The organism is Rheinheimera texasensis DSM 17496 (genome assembly GCF_000711985.1).
GTDB lineage: Bacteria > Pseudomonadota > Gammaproteobacteria > Enterobacterales > Alteromonadaceae > Pararheinheimera > Pararheinheimera texasensis.
Genome location: NZ_KL544006.1, coordinates 418,198 through 438,086 on the forward strand (window position 1 = coordinate 418,198; position 19,889 = coordinate 438,086).

The following is a 19,889-nucleotide window of genomic DNA, read 5'->3' on the forward strand; positions in this document are numbered from 1 at the left end:
AATGCCTTCTCTAAATGCTTCAGATTACAAACTAAAACTATCAAAATACGTAATGCGGGACCCTGCGGTGTCGAATCTTACGGGCAGACAAAAGTAGCCATTCATTGCTTGCATCACTTGTTGTCTCTGCTCAGGGCGGACATAAACCAACAGAAACCCACCACCACCTGCGCCCAGTAATTTTCCGCCAATAGCCCCGGCCGCTCTGGCCTTGCTATACATCTCGTCAATTTGCTGATCAGCAATCAAACTGCTGAGCTGCTTTTTTAACATCCAGCCGGTATGAAGGATCTCGCCAAAGTCATCCAGAGGTCGGCCTCCAGTCAACGTCTCTTCAAGTGGTTGAATGTACTGAAGCATTTGTTTCAAGGAATCAAACTTTTGTTTTTGACTCATTTCTTGTGATTGTACAGCCAGCAGTTCACCGGCATCTCGGGTTTTTCTGGTGTAGAACAACAGCAATCGCTGTTCCAGCGCGGTGACTCTTTCGGCTTTATACAAAACCGGAGTGACCGATGTGCGTAAGTTCGGATAAAACCGGAAAATATTAAAGTCACCATATGCTGCAGCATAGTGGTCTTGCGTCCCTATTTTTCGTCCTAGACGATTAATTTCCAGTTCCGCAGCTTCCCGGGCAAGCTGACCTTTTGATACTCTTTCACGCCTTAATGCATGCAGTACGTTTAATAATCCGACTGTAAATGAACTGGATGACCCGAGCCCGGTTTGTGATGGAACGTCGGCAAAAGTAGTGATCTCAAGAGGATAATCGATGTCGAACATTTTAAGAGCTTCACGAATGATTGGATGCTCAATCTCTTCAATTTCGTTGGTGAACTCTAATTTATTCCAGCTTATCCGGTATTTATAGTCCGCAATCGGCATCTGACGTTTTGCAGTAACGTAAATGTATTTCTGGATTGCACAACTAATGACAGCACCGGGTTCCACATCGCAAAATGCCGCCAGATCAGTACCGCCGCCAATAAAACTGGTCCGAAATGGTGTTCTGGAAATGATCATGTGGCCCCCATTACAGCTCTTCGTTCAAGGTCATTGGCAATGATTTGCCTGATACCATCGTGTAATTGCACTTGGCACGAGAATCCGAGCCGATTTAGTTTCGAAACATCCGCCCACCACTGCTGTGTTGGTGACGTATCCTGATATATCGGCGCCTGTCCGGCAGACTCCAGCATCAGATTGACAATTTGGGCAACAGAAACAGCCCGACCACTCCCGACATTAAAAATCCCCTGTTCCGATGTGCGCTCAACAAGCATTAACAAAGCCCGAGCCACATCATCAACGTGAATAAAATCAACGGCATGATAAGGAGTATTCACCTGTGGGATATCTCCCTGCATAATCTGCGCCGAAAGCGTAGGTAACAGTGATTGTGGTCGTTGTCCCGGGCCGTAGCTATAAAAGATTCGAGCTTCCGCCAAAGTTGCCCCAAAATCCCGACACATGGCGTCTGCAATCTGAAAAACAGCATTTTTTGTCGAAGCAAACACGCCAGGCTGATTGGGTAGCATCAACTCGTTAACAGCTCCAGATTGCTGGCCATATTGCCAACAACTGCCAGCCAAAACGATGCGCCGACATCCAGCCTGCAGTAACTCGAGAATAAGCATGGATTGCTGGTTTAGATTCTCCATACAAAGTGCAGGTGAATAATCAGGTAATCCTTGCCACGCCAATAAAATTGCACTTTCAGGCTGGGTCTCACGTAGATAACTTCTGACAACTGCAATTTCTGCAAAAGATGCTTTTAAGCCTCCAGGCACATTTTGCGATCTGCTTATTGAACTTAACGTCACCTGAGCCGGGTCAAGTTGGCGTTGTAATGCGCTTCCGATAAAGCCACTGATACCACTGACAAATAACTTCATCGCTGTTGCCCATTGGTGCGGCTATATAATGCCAGGTAGGTTGATAAATCAAAATCGGCATATTGCTGGTCTTTTTCTGATATGGATATCGGCTGTGCAGGCCAGTCAACATTCACCAAAGGATCATTCCAACGAAAGCCGTAATAGTGTGAAGGGCTATACAATTCCGACATGTAATACAACATCGTGCTATCAGGAGCCAACGTCAAGAAAGCATTGGCACATCCTTTTGGGATCAGCAATGCATGGCGGGCCTCGCTATTTAATTGAATGGTTTGCTGCGTCAGAAAAGTCGGCGAGTCTGGACGCAGGTCGATAGTGACATTAAAAAAACGACCACTCACCGGCGTCATAATTTTATCTTCGCCAAAGGGTGCCATCTGAAAGTGAAAGCCACGCAATGTATTACAAGCGAAGTTCTCCGAAATGTTTGTTTGCCGGATTTGAAATGAAACGCCAGCCTGTTGAAACTCGGTCATGCAAAAACTACGACGAAAGACACCACGACTATCAGCAAACGGCGAAGATTCAATCAGATAAGAACCATGGATTTGAAGTTGGTTAAACTGCATTTATCCAAACCTCACGCACAGGTCCTGGCAAGGGCACTATAACTTTGCCAGTAAAACCATAGGTCTGCTGAAGTTCCTGGACTATTTCCTGTTCAAAATTCCAAGCAAGTAACAAAATGGTATCCGGTTTTGTAGCCAACGCTTCAGCAGGTGGCAGAATCTGAATATCTGTGCCCGCCGTATAACAATAATGTTTGTAAGGGCTCTTATCTGCTATGCAAGTCAAATATTGCGCATCAATACCAGCAAAATTTAACAGTGTTGAGCTCCGTGCAGATGCACCATAACCGATGACACGTCGGCCTGCAGCCAGTTCAGCATCTAAGGCTTCGCGTAAACTTTTGGCATGTTCAAGTGACTTTTGCGCGAAGTTTTTCCAGGATGCCAAATCGTTGATCCCACTTGCCATTTCGTGTTGCAGAGCATCTCGAAGTGAATCTGTGATTTCTTTGCTTTTTTTGCTAAAGAAAATAACGTATGAGCCACCACTAATAGGGCTCTGAAACAGGTCAAACGGGAAAAAACCGTATTTATTCAGCAGGTTCTGCATACTCGTCAACGAATGATAAAACAAGTGCTCGTGATACACAGAATCGTAATGCAATTCGTCAAATATCTTGCCAGCATAATGAAACTCAAACGCACCTATACCTTCATCGGACAATAACCGAACTAATGACTGCATAATTTCGTCAATGTGTTCCACGTGGGGAATGACATTGCGGGCAATAAATCCGTCACATTGACCATAGTTATCGATCACATGCTGAGCACTGCCTGCATTGAAAAAATCTGCGAGTGTCGGGATCCCCTGAGCGTTAGCGGCTTGCGCAATATTGGCGGCAGGATCAACACCTAATACCTTGATCCCTCTTTCAATAAAGGGCTTTAAAAAGGTTCCGTCATTACTGGCCATTTCAACGATAAATGGTTGTTTTTCTGGTGTGCGTTGCAGGAATTGCTGACAAAAATACTGCGCATAATCTTTTGCAGTCTGCGACGTACCCGTAACCCATACATAGTGTTTAAACAGGTATTCGCTATCCACATCAACTGTCAGTTGCACAGATTTAGCTTGCTCAGACCATCCCAACACCAATGGGATTTGCGGCAAGGGTTCTGACTTGTCCCGGCGTAAACTATTTGCTGGTGGTTGAAGCCCCATATCAAAGAATACTTCGAGCGGCTGTTCCGGAAAAATCCGGCAATGATGAACTTCGTGATAGATTCTATTCATGCTTCACCCAAAACAGATTGTCATCCAATTTCCCCGAAGCTAATAGATCATCGAGTTGTGCCAATCTGGTGCAACGCGGGCCCCGGAAGTCTTGTTCTTTAAAATCAATATCTTCGAATTTAGCCAGCATTTCCTGTCCAGCTCTGACGAGGTCCCATGCCGGTTGATAATAATCCTGTAACTCCGTCAGAATTCGGTTAAAGCCAACACGATAGGTTCTGGCGTCTGAGCCATGTTCCCCGGTAAATACCAAATCGCATCCGGCTACTAAAGTACTGACTGTTTCTGCAATTTGCCTGACGGTGTAATTGCCATTTTCAATACCGACGTTATAAGACCGGCCATTTATCAGCGAAACCGGTGCTGTTAATCCGGCAATAAAAGCTTTACAGACATCCTGAACATGGACTATTGGTCGCCATGGCGTGCCGTCACTTTTAATCTCAATTTTGCCTGTGGTATAGGCGCAGGCTAAAAGGTTGTTAAAAATAATGTCACAACGCAGACGGGGTGACCAACCGAATACAGTAGAGGGCCGGAAACAGACTACACAAAATGTTTCGCTTACGAGAGTTTTCAGTTCCTGCTCTGCTTGCCATTTAGTTTTCGCATAGGCTGTGATCGGGTGTTTCACTGAATTATCTTCGTCTAACTCTGCATCGGAGTCAGCAATACCGTACATGCTCTGTGATGACGCATAGATAAAACGGGAAACACCCGCATTTTTTGCCAGTCGGGCCAACCTTACTGCAGCCCGGTAGTTAATTTCCTCGGTGATCCCCGCTTTTAATTCACCAAGCGGATCATTTGATAATGCGGCCAAATGAATGACTGCATCGACCCCCACGAGGTCTTCAGCTGCAACGTCGCGGATGTCTTTGGTGATGGATCTATAAACCCGTTCCTGTTGTTCCAACTCGCAATCGTCATAAAATCCGGTATCTAAACCAATAATGTCATATTGTAATTTCGCGAGCTGGTCGACCAACACCGAACCAATGTAACCGCGATCACCAGTGACCATGACTTTCATGGTTGTACTCCTTAGCAATAAAATCAGTCAGACTGGCCATGTTTAACGAGGCCAAATCAATAAATTCTTGAAGAGGTAGTGTTAACTCATCTGGACTTCCCAGAAAGAGTCCCCGGCAACCTGCATTGCGGGCTGCCAGCATATCCCGCGAATCATCGCCGATATACCACGTTTGGCTGAGACAAAGTTGAAGGTCATAGCTGGCTTTCAGAAATAGGCCTGGATTGGGTTTACGATCAAAATCTTGCACATCCTGCCAATGCGCACCAGCAACATAAACTGCATCAATATAGACGCCTGTTTTGGCAAGTTCCCGGCACATTTTTTCGTGTATAGCTGCGAGTTGATGTTCAGACAGATCGCCCGTCGCCAGACCTGCCTGATTCGTGATAACCACAAACCGAAAACCTATTTGCCCAAGACTCGCGAGTGCTGCCACATTATCCGCGATAACTTCGAATTGCTTGGCAGAAGTGATATAGCTACCTTTTGGCGCCTTTATATTGATGGTGCCATCACGGTCTAACAAAATCAGTTTTTTATGTTTAAGAAATTCGGCGGTGTAACTAAGGCGAACCGGATCAGAGATGCTGTGATACTGCTGCGGTGTCAGATATGCACTTAACTGACCAATGTCAGCAAGTTGCTGTAATATTCTAGAAAACGATTGGTTTTCAGCATCATTGATCATCGATACCACGGATTTATTGACACACATAAATCCCAGTTCCACATAATCTAGCCCTTCTTTTTGCCGTTTCGAATCATAACACGCGACTTTGGACTCGGATGTCAGTGCGATATTGCCGTTTTTCTTAGGTACAACGAGCAATGACAGCAGGCATTGTTGGGCAAGATAATGCTCGGTTAGTACAGCAAGGTTGTAGTTGACATAGTTGTCGCTATATAGCAAAAAAAAGGTCTCATCAAGCAAGTGAAACGCTCTGTAGAGGCGACGACCTGTATCCCATTCTACATCTCCCTGTGAATAGCTGATTTCTAGCCCAAGAGCTTCGCCGCGGCCAAAGTAGTCGAAAATTTTTTGATGCAGATAACCGGTTAATAACAGAACTTTTGAAATTCCCTGGATTTTGAGTTGATGCAGTAAATACCACAGAAATGGTTTACCGTTCACGTCGACCATCGGCTTAGGCGTTTCCCTGGTTAATGGCAGCAGTCGGGTACCGAGTCCACCAGCAAGCACAACGGCTTGAGAAATTTTTACATTCTGCAAATCACTGCCTCACAGTCAAATTATTGACATATATCTGATATTTTGAACGAGCCTTCGCTTCCAGACTGAAGCATGAGTTGTTTTCCACTATATATTCAACAACTTTGTTCATTTTCGCTTTCAGCCAAACTCGTCTGGGTGTTTTCAATAAATATGCCAGCTTCTGATACACATCACTCTATCGACAACGAGTCTCAATTCTTGACCATTGAGTTCTTAAGAGTTTCCGGAATTTTGCGTGATTGCTTACGAGCTTTCAGGCACAATTTTTGCTGTCATTGCATTTATCAGACTGAGCCAAAGGCTTTTCCCTACAAATAACCAGAACCTCCGACAGGAATTGAGATATGAATATTTTCATTACCGGAACAGAGAGCTTTGTCGGCAAAAGGCTGATCCGGGCACTCGACCAGCTTGGCCATAAATTAAGCGGTATTGACGCAGCACCGTCCAGCGACGGGCGTTTTTTGCAGAGCGATTTATTGAATCCAAAGTTAAATCAACTAATCCCTCAAAACACGGACATTGTGATTCATCTGGCTGCACTTTCCCGTGATCCGGATTGCCGCAACCGCGCAACCGAATGCTTTGCGACGAATGTAATGGGTACATTGGCATTGATAGATGCTGTTGCGACCCATCAGGTACAGCAGTTTATTTTTGCATCCACAGAGTGGGTATACGATTTATGTGATGCCGTCAGTCTGAAAACAGAAAATTCATTGATTAACATCTCGAATCATACTTCCGAGTATGCGTTGTCCAAGTTAGTTTCCGAAAATAACTTACGGCAAAAGTATCAGCATGGATTCTGTGACACAACCATCCTGCGTTTTGGCATTATCTACGGACCTCGGCCGACAAACTGGTCTGCAGTTGAGTCATTATTTTTCCAGGTACGCGATCAAACGGAAATTAAGGTGGGCTCATTAGAAACAGCCCGTAGTTTCATTCATGTTGATGACATCGTTGCCGGCATTATTGCCAGCTTTCAGACAAAGGGTTTTGAAATCATCAATTTACAAGGTTCTAAATTGATCAGTTTGGGTGAAATTATCAGTCTTTCTGAACAAATCCATGATAAAACAGTACAAATCAGCGAAACCGCGCCAGCTGCCCCCAATATTCGTAATGTCTCTAATGAAAAAGCCACAAACCTGATTGGCTTCAGAGCACAACTAGATCTCGAAGCCGGTTTACGCTCGTTGTTAACAGTAAATTGAGTGATTAAGTGACTAAAGCTGGGATAACACTGGCCGATATTGCAGGTAATCATTGTGAATTTCACTATTATGCGCGCAAAAAGGATAACCACTTGAAAATTGCATTGACAGTCAAATCAGAGGACGGAAATCTCATCGAAGAGGTCGATCTTTATTCTGCTGAAGGATACAAAGTTGCTGCCGACTTATGGTTGAGAGCATCCTGTCATCAAAGGGTCATGTATGAGCCGACCTGGATGGGTATTCCTATAATCCAGTATCCAACCGATATGGTCATGATGCAGGAACTCATCTGGAAAATAAGGCCTGACTACATCATTGAAACTGGCGTTGCACATGGTGGCTCATGCGTATTGCATGCTTCGATTCTGGAGCTCATCGGCAAAGGTCAGGTGATCGGAATTGATGTAGAAATTCGCAAATATAACGAAACTGCGATTAAAAACCACCCGATGGCAAAGCGCATCCATTTAATTGAAGGTAGTTCAATAGATCCTGAAGTAATCAAACAGGTTCGTCACATTGCCAGACCCGGAGCCAAATGCCTGGTCGTCCTTGACTCCAATCACAGCTATCAGCACGTCAAAAAAGAAATAGAACTGTACCAACAATTTGTGGGTATCGATTGCTATATGGTCGTGATGGATGGCGCTCAGGAATGGGCTGCAACTTTACCTAATGGCAAACCTGAATGGGCTGAAGACAATCCGTTACGGGCTATTCGTGAATTCGTTACAGCAAGTGAAGGTGAATGGGTGGTGGATGAACACTACAGCAGGATGAAAATCACCTCGTCCCCTATGGGTTTCTTAAAACGCCGAGACATGAGTATCTGAGGAGTTTCTATGCAACCGCTTGCCCCGCTGAGCTTACGCCGTACATTATTGGGCATCGCACACAAGTCCAAGGCATCACACATCGGCACTTGTCTATCCTGTATCGAAATACTTTCTGCGGTATTTCAATCTGTTGATATCAGTAAAATTGCCAGTCAGGAAGCTGACCGCGACCGTATCATTTTGAGCAAAGGCCACGCGGCTGCCGCGCTTTACACGACTCTCCATCATTGTGGCCTTATCAGCGAGGCCGAATTCAATACCTATTACAGTGCAGGCTCATTGTTAAGTGGGCATTCGAACCATTTTCATCCAATGGTAGAACACTCAACAGGTGCGCTGGGACATGGGTTATCCGCAGGCGTTGGTATGGCAATGGGTCTTAAAGCCCGCAAGTTAAAATCACGAGTCTTTGTCATCCTTGGAGATGGCGAGTTGAATGAAGGATCTAACTATGAAGCATTCATGCTGGCTGGTCATTTAAAGCTGGATAACCTGTGCGTCCTTATCGATAACAATAAACTCAGTGGTATAGGTCTAACCGATAGTTTTTGCAGCCTTGAACCGCTGGCAGACAAACTGGAAGCATTTAACTTTCACACCATCCGGCAGGATGGGCACCAACTACAACAACTGTTTGACAACATTCAGACAACGGCATTTGCAAACAAGCCAGTTGCGATTATTTGCGATACGGTCAAAGGGAAAGGTGTGCCGTTTATGGAAGCACAAAACGCCTGGCACTATCGGCCGCTGAACGATGAAAGTTACGCCAAAGCATTGGCAGAATTGTATTAAGAGGTCTCTATGCGCGGTGTATTCTTTAAACTTCTGGAAAAACAAATGGCCGAGCAGCCAAATACTTTTTTTCTCTGTGCAGACATGGGGTTGGGGCTCATCGAATCCATGCAGGAAAAATATCCGGAGCGGACCTATAACGTCGGCATCGCTGAAGCCAATATGGCAAGTATTGCTGCCGGTCTGTGCAATACCGGATTTAGACCTTATTGTTACACGATATCAAACTTCCTGATCGAACGCGCGTTTGAGCAGATCCGCAACGATATTTGCCTGCACGATTATCCAGTGGTCCTGGTTGGGACCTCAACCGGTTTTGATAACGGTATCCTGGGGCCAACACACCATGTGATAGATGAAATCGGCTGTATTAAAGGCTTGCCTGGTATTGAAATTATTTCTCCGGTCGCAGTATCCGCAATTCCATTGATCATGGAATACCTGAACACTTCTGACAGACCTTGTTATGTCCGCATCGGTAAAGGCGATTTTGACCCCACTGTGCCGCTGACCAAGATGAATCAATTTGTTTTAGCTCCGCCGAATGCGTCAACGCTGGTCATTACACACGGGACACAGTTTGAGAATTGCTATAAAGCACTCGCTGGCCAAGGTAATGTCGCTCTCTATGCGATGAACCATATTCATCCACTTTCCACGACGGATTTATTACCGCTCTTTCAGAAATATTCGACTGTTGTCGTTGTTGAAGACCAATTGAAATCAAGTGGTTTGTACAACTCGTTATGTCAGTGGTTGGTCGAGCAACAGCTGACGGGAGTCCGGTTACTACCCCGATGTGTGCCGGTGGAATATAGTCACGAAGTTGGACATAAAGATTATTTTGAAGACAAATATGGGCTGAGCACTCAGAAGCTCGCCGACTTTTTTCAATCACTGCAATAGGGACAGAGAATAAGAGCGCTTCGGTGAGAATCAACGGCCGCAGCACTGATTCCGAATATGGTCGCCGCTTAAGAGGAACAAACAAATGAGCATTTTTCAGCAGTACACACAGCAGTTAAGTGACGCCCTGCAAAACCTGGATCAGACCACCTTCGATCATTTGGCCGAGCAGCTGTTTGATCTCTGGCTGGCAAGGAAACGGCTGTTCATTTGCGGCAACGGTGGCAGCGCCGGCAATGCAATTCACATCGCCAATGACTTTACTTACGGCATTAACCCAAACGGGTTAGCGCTTGATGTTGAAGCTCTACCGGCTAATAGTGCGGTTATGACCTGTCTGGCGAACGATATCGGTTATCAGAATGTGTTTGCACATCAGTTGAAAGTCAAAGCGCAAACAGGTGATGTCCTGCTTGTGTTATCCGGTAGTGGAAACTCGGCAAATATTATTCAGGCATTACAACAAGCTAAGCTCTGCGGCATGACCAGTTATGCTATTGTCGGGTTTGATGGTGGTAAAGCGGCGAAAATGGCGGATCATGTTATCCACGCAAATGTTCAGGACATGCAAATCTCCGAAGATATTCAGGTAATCATCGGGCATATGCTGATGAAATCACTCTATCAGGCCATTAGCCAATATCAGCAAGATACACTGGATTTCCCGTCGGTCAGAGCCTGAGTAACTGTTAAAGGGGTAACCTTCAGCCCTTTGGCTACTGACAAATAATCGACTACGGTCTCGATCATTTGTAAGTTATTGCAGCGGGTAAGGTTCCAGACATGGGTCTTCTCCGCGGCATGCCAAACATGCAAAGGAGGCCGTAACACAACAACTTCAAGCGCATTAAAACATAAAGATATTGTCGTCAATGCCATCGAATAAAATCCACACACCAAAAACGGCGGCACACTAGTTTGCGATAACCAGGTTTCAACCGGCACTCCCGTTTGCAACACACTGACTCCGGGTATTTCTCTCACGTACTCTAATAATTCAGTCGTCGCTGTCCGGTGCGGCAGAAAAATAATCTCAAGCTCTGGGTAAAGCCAACGAACCTTGTTTAACAGCAGCAGATATTCAGAAACATTGATAAATCCAAGCTCAACCTCACCGCCCCCCAGCAACAACATTTGCTGCCGATTTACACTTTGATGATGATATTGCATCGCGCTAAGCACGTTTTTCCGCACACTGAGCCAGGGCAGTTCTGGTAATTCAAAGACTGTAAACAACTCAAGCCGCTCAGGCGCAATCGTTGAGATGCCAAGCTCCTGTCTACATTGCGCGGCTCTTTGTGCTCTCTGTGCATCAGGGTCTGCCGGGAAATCAAAAAACTGCTGTTTACTGAATAGATAACGATAAAATACTAATGTTGCGTTGCCGTCATCCATCAGAACAACTTTAGAGCCGGACAGACTGCAAACTACGTCCCGCTGCCATTGCTGACGAACATTGGTAAAAAATACCAGGGAGTACGACTCCTTACTCAGAGCAGAAACATATTGACCGTAACAGGAAATTCTCAATTCAATTTCCCCGGTCTGGCGAGGAACTTGAATCAGCTTTCTGGGGGCTAATTCTTTGAGTAAAAGCAACAATTGGGGATAAGCATCCGCCCGGCAACAGTCATGAACAATGACATCGTAATTATCTATGGAGTACTCTCGCAGAGCTTCTGTCAGATTAAAAACTTGAGCCGGAGTATCGATAACAAACAAGGCTTTACCAGACGTCATGTCTCCCCATCCTCCCGCTGCGAACAAGCGTAGCCAGCTATTTGCTCAAACACGCTGAACCGCTTTATCTGTGCTGAAAGATCACAAAACAGCCGGTTGTCACCGGCAATAAAAGCTTGAACCTGCGCCAGCAGACCCGCTTTAAATTCATGATCCTGAGAATTGTCCAGCAACACTGGCTGCCAGTCTACTGTACCTTTTAACTGCTGTTGTAGCTGTTCGAGCGGCATCAGACGCAGCTTCCGCTTTGCCGTACAAAGTTCTAAAGACCACCGTCCTGCAGAGCTCCAATTGCCGGTATAACTGAACATCGCTCCACTGACGGCAATGCCTGCACCGCTAAAAACAGCACCAACCGGATGCCATTCCAGCCGCCCACCTTGAAAACAACTGATTTCAGTCGGTGCACCGCCAAGATAAAATGCGAGATCTATCAGGTGTGCTGTGTTGGCTATCAGCCAGCGTGCTTTGACTTCGGCTGGGTGTGGTGACGGGCCGATAAGATGGGACCACTCTGTCATCTCGAAATGAAAGGACAACACGCCTGCATCTTCGGCAATCAGCTGTTTGGCCATTTGACTCGAGGCGTAGAATCGCCGGTTATAGGCAATCATCACGGCAGCGCCCGCTTTGCAGGCAATTTCATCTAGTTCCTTTAACTGCCATATGTACAAGGCTCCGGGTTTCTCGAGCAAAATGCGTTTGACACCATAGCTGAGCAGCGCCCGGCAGGTGTCGAACAAATCGCTCACACCGACCGCGACAATAGCGAAATCAGCACACCCAGGTGAATGAGACAAAAAGCTGTTTAAACCGCCGGCTACCGGTAATACAGCCATTTTTTCACGGAAGCTCTCACAACCCGATTCGGAGCGGCCAATCACTGTGACTGGCAACTTTAGATGGCTGATGACCTTGTAGTAGTCCTGCGCCATACCGCCAGCGCCGATTAACCAAATCATACCAAGTCCTCAGGTCACGGGGCACAGATCCATCGGTCCATGCATCTTGTTGAAATAAAGCAGCAAACTCTGGATCAGAGGCAAATGTAAATCTGCAGATTCATTATAAGGCGTCAAACTGCACGCCCCTTGTTGTTGCAAGGTTTGCACAACAGAAGCAGTGAGTTGACTTTGAAACAACGTCGGCAATCCATCCAACAGAATAACGCCACTTTGCCGGCACTTTACCCGTCCCTTGCTTTCGTCGATCTGCCAATGCCCGGCGGCACTAACCAGGTCAATAGTCACGAGAGCTGGATTGAGTTCATCTGCCGAACATTGCAGCTGCAAAGTTGAACCCGACTGAAAGTGCGCAGTCAATTGACCTGAAACTTCCAAAAAACCGGGCCTTTTGCTGGCGAAACAACTTTGCAATTGAGTCGAATCAACAGCCTCAAGCTTTTTATCGGTCAGATAACTCACCAGGTCGATAAAGTGGATACTGTTACAGGCGAGCCCCCAATTGTTGCCAGTTACATGCATTGATACAGGGCCACCACGAGCTAATGTCTTGAGATGCTGATAAAGCGGAAAGAGACGGCGCGGGCAGTTCACATAAGCGCTAACCTGATGCTCCTCAAGCAGATGTTTTAATTCATGGTAATGTTCCGGACGCTGAAAAAGCACTTTTTCAAGGATCAGATAATCTAACTTAGTTTTGTGAAGCAATTGTTTCGTCACTTCAAATCGGATGGCTGCACTGGTCGCGATAATGGCAAGGTCGTAGTTCAGTTTCAGTGTATTGTCAGATGAGTAGAAAGACACCTTTGCTAAAACTTCTACCTGCGCCAGTCGCGTTTTTGCAATCTGGCAAGCAGCCTCTGAGGGCTCAATCACATCAATCTGACTTCCGGCTAAACATGCCAGTGATTGCAAATGCCGTGAACCAAGCTCCCCCGCTCCGACCAGCAAAATCACAAAGGCAGGCTTTGTCATAGCGTAAATCCGTCATCAACAATCAGATTCTGTCCTTGCATATATTTGCTGTCATCTGACAGCAAAAAGGCAATGGCTCCACAAATATCAGCCGGCTTCAGCATGCCCTTACCACAGGTCTGTTGCTGATATTTTTCTAAAAAAGCCTCTGGTTGCTGATCAAGAATCCCGCCAGGACTCACTGCGTTTGCTCTGAAATCTGAATCATTGACATAACAAGTGACATATTTTGTCAGTTGCAGCACCGCGGCCTTAATTGCCGCATATTCGACCGGCATCGTCATCGACGTATCGTCATAGATCTCAAAACGGGGCGCGACGACACCATAAACCGATGCAAGATTGACTAATGAAAACGGCTGTCGCTGTTGTTGAAAATGATAGGCCGCTTGCTGGGAGAACAAAAATGCAGCACCTAAATGCACTTGAACATTTTCGTTAAAGCTCTCCAGCGTAACATCAAAGAAATGCCGCCCATAGCTGCTGGTTCTTGGATAGGTGCAGTTTACCGCGCCAGCAAGCTTTGGATATAGCGCGAATAATTCCCGCACGGCATCTGTCTGATTAAAATCTGTCTGATGAAGCTCAACGTTACTGAGGTCGACTCCGACAGCTGATAATCTATTGGTCAGTTCCGGTAGCCGCAGATCTGCTAATACTAAATGCGCACCTCTGCGCTGTAACTCAACACTCAGAGCACAGCCCAACAGACCGCCGGCTCCTGCCACCAGAATAGTTTTACCCTCAAGCATATTGACGCTCCCGGACGGCCATTAATGTCTCTGCGAGTTGAAAATCAACCCAGTCATCAATATCCACGGCGCGCTCTTTGGGCACTTCGACCGCAGTCACCCGACCGTCAAACAAACTGATACAATTCATTACATAAGAGCAATAAGTTGCATATACCACTGTAGTAAGGTCGAACAACACCGGAGCGTCCTGCCGTCGCACAACGGTACCTTCAACTGAACAAGCCAATTCAATCAACCCCTCGGCGTTAGTCTTTACCATATTGAAATATGGACTGCGCTGAGCCGGAGTCATACTCAGACATATGTCGGCCTGACGCACATGAAGCGCCTCCAAAGCATTTTCAACATCCAGCATCGCACGCAGTGGCGCTGTAGCCGGCAGACTGACAAAACGCTCAAACGGACCGTAACGCTCCTGCGTCCATTGAATCGCATGTCGCCAGGCCAAAATTTCCGGACTATGGTCAGCGGCCAGATCTGCAGGCCGCTCAATCACTTCAGCACCACAGGCAATAGCAACTTCAGCAATGGCAGCATCATCAGTCGATACAAACACCTGTTCAAAAACTGCCATTTTTTTTGCCAATTCAATCGAATATGCCAGTAATGGCTTACCCAACATTGGCCGAATATTCTTGCCTGGCAAGCCTTTTGAGCCTCCTCTGGCGAATACAAAAGCGAAAGTCCGCAATTTATCCTCCTACCATGGCTAAGGTTTTGGCCTGTTCAACTAATTCCAGTACCGCGACCCCATCACTCAATGGCACCGGTGCAGACATCCCCCGTTGTAATGCCAGAGCAAAATCTTTTAGCAAAGACACATACATCAGGTTTTTGTCCCATTGTGGCTCGTTATAAAGCCACGCTTCGCCATGTTGATTGACCCAAAGCACCGAGTTTTTCAACAAATCCCATTCTATCCGGCCGAACTGACCACTAATGACACAACGCCGCTGTGCCACTTGTTGCAAAAAATCCAGGTGCAAAGTACACATCAGCGTACCATCTGCGCTCAACACCAGATCGGCACTTTCTTCAACATCCAGTTGCAATTCTCCTTGCACGGAAACATGACAATATCGGGTAGAAAGCGGGCCAAATAACCAAAGCAAATAGTCGAATTCGTGACTCAGCTCCAGTAAAACGCCACCGCCTAACTCTGCACTTGCAGATACGGAAGAACGATAGTCTTTGGCTGGCCTCCACTGGCTCAACTGCTGGCCAACGATAGACTGGACTGAATATAAGCGACCTAACCGTTGTTCCTTAAGGCATTGTTTGACAACTTGTGCCGAAGGCAGATATCGCAAACAATAAGCCAGGCTGCATAACTCAGTGCTACCCATTTCAGCTAAAAAACGACTAGCCTCACTGTAACTGTGACTCAGGGGTTTTTCGATTAAGACGGGTACTTGTGCTTGCAGACATTGACGGGCATGTTCTAAATGCCAGGGAGCCGGCGATGCGACTATTGCAAAATCAGGTTGCAAAGCAAGCGCTTCAGCCAATGACATTTGCTGCTGTCCCTGCAACTCCTCAGTTGAGAGCATGCGCCCACTGGCCGAAACAACGCTAACCTGACAGGTCGGCCAAACCATGCTGACATTGCGCAGATGCCTGCATCCTATGCTGCCCGCTCCTATGATCACTATCCGCGTTGGAGGAAATGGCTCAGGCTTCACTTAAAATTCCTGTAATGCCGCATTTACCAGCTGCTGTGCTTTTTTAAAATCATCAAGGCGTCCGATATCAATCCAGTCTTGCTCAACCGGGAAGCAGTTCACTCTCCCGCCATTTTGCATGCAACTATTCAGCAGAGTCGGCATATCAACTTTGGTCCCGGCCTGAACCTGTCGTATAAATGCTGGCGATAAAACATATATACCGGCGTTGACAAAATACTTATTGATCGGCTTTTCAACAATAGATGTTACCTGGTGGCCATTGGTACCCACTACACCGTAAGGCACCTGATAGTCGAACTCCCGCACACAGAGCGTACAATCGCCACCTTGCTCTTCGTGAAATGCCAGTAACTGCAGAAAATCAATTTCTGTCAGTAAATCCCCATTCATCACAAATACTGGCTCTTCCAATTCTTCTTGCGGCATCAGACCAAGGGCTCCGGCAGTTCCCAAGGGTTCCCGTTCATGCAAATACTCGATGGCGACGCCCCAACGCCCCCCGTCCCCAAAATAATCCCGAATAAGCTCGGGCATATAATGCGTGGAAATATAAAAACGATGAAAACCAGCCTGGATAAACCGGAGCAAAATCAATTCCAGAATTGGTTTATCGCCCAGTTTAAGCATGGGTTTGGGACATGATTCTGTTAAAGGACGAAGGCGAGTGCCAAATCCGCCGGCCATCAGACACACGGCGTTGTCTAGCCGCGGTTTTTGAAGTAAATCATATAGAAAAGCGATTGAAATCACGATCCGGTCTTCATCAATGACCGGCAAAAGCAGCAGTTGATAACGCTCCATACAAGACAGCAACCGGGTTTTACTCCAGTCTTTTTGCGCAACCCGAGGCTCTTTTTGCATGATAGCAGCCACAGGAGATGCCAAATCAATGCCACGCAACAAAGCGCGACGCACATCGCCGTCACTCACGGTGCCGAGCAGTCGTCCCACATCATCGACAACAACAAGACTGCGTCTGCCAAACTGGTCCATCTGGGCAACGGCTTCGGCTATTGGTAGATGTGGGGCTACCAGAATTTGTTCCCAACGTGACTGTTTTGCCATGTTATTGCTCTCCAATTTGCCCTGTATCGGATTTATCAACACATACCCCAGTTGATCCTCTACACCAGATGTGTGCGCGTAGGTCGCGAACTACTGCAGTTCCGGCGCCAATGACAGCACCATCGCCAACACGAATCCCTTGAATTACAGTTGCACCCGCACCGACAAACACATCGCACCCTATTGCCACCTGGCCGCAAACGACAGCCCCGGGGGCTAAATGGCTATGCGCGCCGACATAAGTGTCATGTTCAACGACAGCTCTGGTATTGATAATCACGTTATCGGCGACTTCAGCGTCAGCTTGAATCACTGCGCCAGCAAATACCTGAACACCTTCCCCCAATTTCGCACTGTCGCTAATCACGGCAGCCGGATGCAACACCTGAACAAATTGAAAACCTGCCATTTTCACATCAAGAAACAATTGTCGGCGACGTGTTTGCGCCGGCAGCATGCCCAAACCATTCGCCAGGAGGTCTGTCTCCTGCGATAGAAGATTTAATGCGTCATCTGCACCTAAAACAGGTAATCCACGCCAGTGCGTGGCTTTCATCGCTACCAAATCCGGACTGATAACACCGTTCACCCGGTACCCACTCAATTGCAGGGCATCCAGAACTACTTTAGCGTGCCCGCCAGCACCAAGCAGAACTACATTTTTCACTATATGGACTCCACCACTGGTGACATGGGCAAATAATCCTGCCCTGCAGGTTTACCAAGCAAGTCCCAGTAATGAACAGCAGCGAGGCCACTGACACTGCGCGCCGTGGTCAAATTATGCTCATCAAACAATTGTCCGCACTTTATTGGCTGCTTTGCTACCAGTCGTTGTCGGACGACTTGCTGAGTTTGCCATTCCACGAACTGAGGTTGTTTAATGCCATGTCCGAGAATTTGCTCAACTCTGCGGATGTCACTCACCATTTGACTGAGCTCAGACGGTATAAGTGATGCTTGATGATCTGGTCCTGGTAAATTACGGTCTAAAGTGAAGTGTTTTTCGATGACACAGGCGCCAAGTGCCACGGCAGTTACTGGAACCAGGCATCCCAAACTATGGTCTGAATAGCCCACTGTAACGCCAAACGCATTAGCCAAGTTTGTCATCGCCCGCAGATTCACCAGTTCGTCCGGACAGGGATACTGAGATGTGCAATGTAGTAACGTCACCTGTGCACGCATTTTTTCTATTGCTGCTGGATTATTCCAGGATTGCCAGACTTCAGCCATTCCGGTCGGTGGCCGCGCAGAATGTGTTGCGTGCGCGACGACGGCCAGGGCAATTTCAATATCTCCCATTGTCGCCATTCCGGTTGACAATAGCAGTGGTCGGCCGCGTTTTGCGGTGTGCCACAGCAATGGTGCATTGGTCAGTTCGCCAGATGGGATCTTGTAGCGTTTAAGGTCCAGTGTGAATAAGAAATCAGTGCTGGGAAAGTCAAAACCAGTCGACATGAATTCCAGGCCAAGTTCCTCTGCCCGCTTTTTCAGGTCAAAATGAAGTTGGGTTGACAATTGTAATCGGCGCAGCATCTCTAACTGGCTTTCGGCAGCATCAGTTAATTGTTTTTGGTATGCGGCTTTTGGCGTCTGGGGCGCCACCAGTAAGTCTGCCTGAAAGGTCTGGAACTTTATGACATCAGCGCATGCTGCTGCCGCAGCCTCTACCAGTGCAAAAGCAAGATCTGCATCACCGTTATGATTTACACCGGCTTCCGCAATGACGAGGGTTTTGCTCACTGTTCCGGTCCTTCCGTTAATTTGTCATAAAAGAACTTTGTACAACTCAACTCTACAGTCTTGAGTAATGCAATCATTCGACCACTGACGGCACCATGCCAATATGGATTCTCTACATCTTGATTTTTAAAAGATAATGCCTGCGCGATCGTTTGCCGGATACTGTCGGTAGCTTCATCACAATGAAACACAGATGCTGCAGAGATCCGGCCTGCCTGCCGCTGACCAATATTCACGCTGGGTATATTAAAAGAAGGCACTTCAATCACGCCGCTTGAAGAATTACCAATCACCAATGCGGCATGCTTTACAGCGGATAAATATCTGAGTTGCCCCAAAGACTTAAACAATCGAACCCGTTCGCCCATGAGCTCGCCGAACTGAAGTAGTCGTTGTATCATGCGACGCCCGCTCTCATCGGCATTTGGATAAGTAAACACCAAATAAAACGAATCATACTCGGACAACACCGTCAGTAAATTCTCAAGCAGCGCAATCGAACGGCCGACATCCTGCGTTTCAGGATGACAACTAATCAGCAAGTAGTCCGCGTTTTGGGGCAGATTCAGTTCTTGCAGCAATGCTGACCTCTCCAGAAACTGGAGATTCAACAGCGCTTCCAGGCTCGGAGCGCCTACAGTAAAAACTCGTTCAGGTGCTTCGCCCATTCGAATCAAGCGCTGCCGGTAAGTCTCTGTTGATGTGCCGTGGTATTGGCTCAATTTACTGATAGCATGCCGGATAGAATCATCATAGGCACCATAAGTTAGCTCGCCCCCATGCAGATGAAACACCGGAATGTGCAACAACAATGCGCACTGACAAACGGCCAAAGCCTCGTAGCGATCTCCCGCAATCACTAAGATGTCTGGTTTGAGTCGGTCCAAAGCATCGGTCAAACCGATAATACCAAGCCCCATACTTTTTGCGGTGGCCACGGCGCTGTCAGCAGATAACAACATGTCGACTTTCGCGGCAGCTACAAATCCATCGCTTTCAATTTGCTGGATAGTAGACCCAAACTCAGGTGACAAATGGCTGCCTGAAACAATCAATTGCAACTCAAGGGCAGGGTCGTTTTCGATAGCCTTCAGCAAATAAAACAGTAAGCCGTAATCAGCCCGAGTACCGGAAAATACAGCTATTCGACGTTCGGGATTATTCATCTGCTCACTCCTGTGGAGGCAATATTCTTGCAACCGGGACGTAATCACCCCCCGTCAAAGA

The 19,889-nt window shown here is 47.0% G+C and carries 21 protein-coding genes; 5 read left to right on the plus strand and 16 right to left on the minus strand.

The genetic code is table 11. The features are described from left to right. Positions 1 to 24: 24 nt before the first annotated feature. Genes Q399_RS0119060 through Q399_RS0119085 form a run of 6 tightly spaced genes read right to left on the minus strand, consistent with a single transcriptional unit; the run spans position 25 to position 5,971 of the window. Complete coding sequence (locus Q399_RS0119060) at positions 25 to 1,023, minus strand: GHMP family kinase ATP-binding protein (RefSeq protein ID WP_031571364.1); 999 nt, start codon at positions 1,021 to 1,023, stop codon at positions 25 to 27. Beyond that, positions 1,020 to 1,895, minus strand: coding sequence for an NAD-dependent epimerase/dehydratase family protein (locus tag Q399_RS0119065; RefSeq protein ID WP_031571366.1), 876 nt, complete (start codon positions 1,893 to 1,895; stop codon positions 1,020 to 1,022). The genes Q399_RS0119060 and Q399_RS0119065 overlap by 4 nt, the downstream gene beginning before the upstream one ends. Next, positions 1,892 to 2,467 (minus strand): dTDP-4-dehydrorhamnose 3,5-epimerase family protein, encoded by a 576-nt coding sequence (locus Q399_RS0119070; RefSeq protein WP_051686178.1) that lies wholly within the window; start codon positions 2,465 to 2,467, stop codon positions 1,892 to 1,894. Before Q399_RS0119070 ends, Q399_RS0119065 begins: the two co-directional genes overlap by 4 nt. Next, on the minus strand, positions 2,457 to 3,704 hold the full coding sequence (locus tag Q399_RS0119075) for a class I SAM-dependent methyltransferase (protein ID WP_084164522.1): 1,248 nt from the start codon (positions 3,702 to 3,704) through the stop codon (positions 2,457 to 2,459). Before Q399_RS0119075 ends, Q399_RS0119070 begins: the two co-directional genes overlap by 11 nt. Continuing rightward, positions 3,697 to 4,737, minus strand: a complete 1,041-nt coding sequence (locus tag Q399_RS0119080; protein ID WP_031571371.1) for an NAD-dependent epimerase/dehydratase family protein — start codon at positions 4,735 to 4,737, stop codon at positions 3,697 to 3,699. Before Q399_RS0119080 ends, Q399_RS0119075 begins: the two co-directional genes overlap by 8 nt. Then, positions 4,715 to 5,971, minus strand: coding sequence for an HAD-IIIA family hydrolase (locus Q399_RS0119085; protein WP_084164524.1), 1,257 nt, complete (start codon positions 5,969 to 5,971; stop codon positions 4,715 to 4,717). The genes Q399_RS0119080 and Q399_RS0119085 overlap by 23 nt, the downstream gene beginning before the upstream one ends. A 347-nt stretch (positions 5,972 to 6,318) precedes the next feature. Here Q399_RS0119085 and Q399_RS0119090 point away from each other — a divergent pair, with 347 nt between their 5' ends. The 5 genes from Q399_RS0119090 (at position 6,319) to Q399_RS0119110 (ending at position 10,416) form a co-directional block, all read left to right on the plus strand. Then, on the plus strand, positions 6,319 to 7,194 hold the full coding sequence (locus Q399_RS0119090; protein ID WP_031571375.1) for an NAD-dependent epimerase/dehydratase family protein: 876 nt from the start codon (positions 6,319 to 6,321) through the stop codon (positions 7,192 to 7,194). 8 nt (positions 7,195 to 7,202) lie between these two features. Next, positions 7,203 to 8,030: a cephalosporin hydroxylase family protein gene (locus Q399_RS0119095; RefSeq protein WP_157836353.1), complete on the plus strand. Its 828-nt coding sequence runs from the start codon at positions 7,203 to 7,205 to the stop codon at positions 8,028 to 8,030. 9 nt (positions 8,031 to 8,039) lie between these two features. Then, a complete protein-coding gene (locus tag Q399_RS0119100) occupies positions 8,040 to 8,828 on the plus strand; it encodes a transketolase (protein ID WP_031571378.1) in 789 nt (262 codons plus the stop codon). 9 nt (positions 8,829 to 8,837) lie between these two features. Beyond that, positions 8,838 to 9,734, plus strand: coding sequence for a transketolase family protein (locus Q399_RS0119105; protein ID WP_031571379.1), 897 nt, complete (start codon positions 8,838 to 8,840; stop codon positions 9,732 to 9,734). Between the two features lie 85 nt (positions 9,735 to 9,819). After that, positions 9,820 to 10,416 carry an SIS domain-containing protein gene (locus Q399_RS0119110; RefSeq protein ID WP_037046668.1) on the plus strand — a complete coding sequence of 199 codons (597 nt, stop codon included), beginning with the start codon at positions 9,820 to 9,822 and terminating at the stop codon, positions 10,414 to 10,416. Here the strand turns inward: Q399_RS0119110 and Q399_RS0119115 are convergent. From Q399_RS0119115 to neuC, 10 genes are read right to left on the minus strand one after another with little or no spacing between them, the layout of a single operon-like run. Then, the gene (locus Q399_RS0119115; RefSeq protein WP_031571383.1) at positions 10,377 to 11,474 is read right to left on the minus strand and encodes a hypothetical protein; all 1,098 of its coding nucleotides are present in this window, start codon (positions 11,472 to 11,474) and stop codon (positions 10,377 to 10,379) included. The genes Q399_RS0119110 and Q399_RS0119115 overlap by 40 nt on opposite strands. Continuing rightward, the gene (locus tag Q399_RS0119120; protein WP_031571385.1) at positions 11,471 to 12,436 is read right to left on the minus strand and encodes a Gfo/Idh/MocA family oxidoreductase; all 966 of its coding nucleotides are present in this window, start codon (positions 12,434 to 12,436) and stop codon (positions 11,471 to 11,473) included. The genes Q399_RS0119115 and Q399_RS0119120 overlap by 4 nt, the downstream gene beginning before the upstream one ends. A 9-nt stretch (positions 12,437 to 12,445) precedes the next feature. Then, positions 12,446 to 13,411, minus strand: coding sequence for a Gfo/Idh/MocA family oxidoreductase (locus tag Q399_RS0119125; protein WP_031571387.1), 966 nt, complete (start codon positions 13,409 to 13,411; stop codon positions 12,446 to 12,448). Further along, the gene (locus tag Q399_RS0119130; protein ID WP_031571389.1) at positions 13,408 to 14,163 is read right to left on the minus strand and encodes an oxidoreductase; all 756 of its coding nucleotides are present in this window, start codon (positions 14,161 to 14,163) and stop codon (positions 13,408 to 13,410) included. Before Q399_RS0119130 ends, Q399_RS0119125 begins: the two co-directional genes overlap by 4 nt. After that, the gene (locus tag Q399_RS0119135) at positions 14,156 to 14,857 is read right to left on the minus strand and encodes an acylneuraminate cytidylyltransferase family protein (protein ID WP_031571390.1); all 702 of its coding nucleotides are present in this window, start codon (positions 14,855 to 14,857) and stop codon (positions 14,156 to 14,158) included. The genes Q399_RS0119130 and Q399_RS0119135 overlap by 8 nt, the downstream gene beginning before the upstream one ends. A 1-nt stretch (position 14,858) precedes the next feature. Next, the gene (locus Q399_RS0119140) at positions 14,859 to 15,848 is read right to left on the minus strand and encodes a Gfo/Idh/MocA family protein (RefSeq protein WP_037046671.1); all 990 of its coding nucleotides are present in this window, start codon (positions 15,846 to 15,848) and stop codon (positions 14,859 to 14,861) included. Continuing rightward, positions 15,849 to 16,916 carry a nucleotidyltransferase family protein gene (locus Q399_RS0119145; protein ID WP_031571393.1) on the minus strand — a complete coding sequence of 356 codons (1,068 nt, stop codon included), beginning with the start codon at positions 16,914 to 16,916 and terminating at the stop codon, positions 15,849 to 15,851. It abuts the gene before it with no gap. Between the two features lies 1 nt (position 16,917). Continuing rightward, on the minus strand, positions 16,918 to 17,583 hold the full coding sequence (locus Q399_RS0119150; RefSeq protein ID WP_051686181.1) for an acetyltransferase: 666 nt from the start codon (positions 17,581 to 17,583) through the stop codon (positions 16,918 to 16,920). Further along, positions 17,583 to 18,662 (minus strand): N-acetylneuraminate synthase, encoded by a 1,080-nt coding sequence (gene neuB / locus Q399_RS0119155; RefSeq protein ID WP_031571396.1) that lies wholly within the window; start codon positions 18,660 to 18,662, stop codon positions 17,583 to 17,585. The genes Q399_RS0119150 and neuB overlap by 1 nt, the downstream gene beginning before the upstream one ends. Next, on the minus strand, positions 18,659 to 19,828 hold the full coding sequence (neuC, locus tag Q399_RS0119160) for a UDP-N-acetylglucosamine 2-epimerase (RefSeq protein ID WP_031571398.1): 1,170 nt from the start codon (positions 19,826 to 19,828) through the stop codon (positions 18,659 to 18,661). Before neuC ends, neuB begins: the two co-directional genes overlap by 4 nt. Positions 19,829 to 19,889: the final 61 nt, after the last annotated feature.

Coding starts and splice junctions, on each gene's coding strand:
- Q399_RS0119060 (WP_031571364.1), bottom strand. CDS start 1,023: ATGATCATTTCCAGAACACCATTTCGGACCAGTTTTATTGGCGGCGGT.
- Q399_RS0119065 (WP_031571366.1), bottom strand. CDS start 1,895: ATGAAGTTATTTGTCAGTGGTATCAGTGGCTTTATCGGAAGCGCATTA.
- Q399_RS0119070 (WP_051686178.1), bottom strand. CDS start 2,467: ATGCAGTTTAACCAACTTCAAATCCATGGTTCTTATCTGATTGAATCT.
- Q399_RS0119075 (WP_084164522.1), bottom strand. CDS start 3,704: ATGAATAGAATCTATCACGAAGTTCATCATTGCCGGATTTTTCCGGAA.
- Q399_RS0119080 (WP_031571371.1), bottom strand. CDS start 4,737: ATGAAAGTCATGGTCACTGGTGATCGCGGTTACATTGGTTCGGTGTTG.
- Q399_RS0119090 (WP_031571375.1), top strand. CDS start 6,319: ATGAATATTTTCATTACCGGAACAGAGAGCTTTGTCGGCAAAAGGCTG.
- Q399_RS0119100 (WP_031571378.1), top strand. CDS start 8,040: ATGCAACCGCTTGCCCCGCTGAGCTTACGCCGTACATTATTGGGCATC.
- Q399_RS0119105 (WP_031571379.1), top strand. CDS start 8,838: ATGCGCGGTGTATTCTTTAAACTTCTGGAAAAACAAATGGCCGAGCAG.
- Q399_RS0119110 (WP_037046668.1), top strand. CDS start 9,820: ATGAGCATTTTTCAGCAGTACACACAGCAGTTAAGTGACGCCCTGCAA.
- Q399_RS0119115 (WP_031571383.1), bottom strand. CDS start 11,474: ATGACGTCTGGTAAAGCCTTGTTTGTTATCGATACTCCGGCTCAAGTT.
- Q399_RS0119120 (WP_031571385.1), bottom strand. CDS start 12,436: ATGATTTGGTTAATCGGCGCTGGCGGTATGGCGCAGGACTACTACAAG.
- Q399_RS0119125 (WP_031571387.1), bottom strand. CDS start 13,411: ATGACAAAGCCTGCCTTTGTGATTTTGCTGGTCGGAGCGGGGGAGCTT.
- Q399_RS0119130 (WP_031571389.1), bottom strand. CDS start 14,163: ATGCTTGAGGGTAAAACTATTCTGGTGGCAGGAGCCGGCGGTCTGTTG.
- Q399_RS0119145 (WP_031571393.1), bottom strand. CDS start 16,916: ATGGCAAAACAGTCACGTTGGGAACAAATTCTGGTAGCCCCACATCTA.
- neuC (WP_031571398.1), bottom strand. CDS start 19,828: ATGAATAATCCCGAACGTCGAATAGCTGTATTTTCCGGTACTCGGGCT.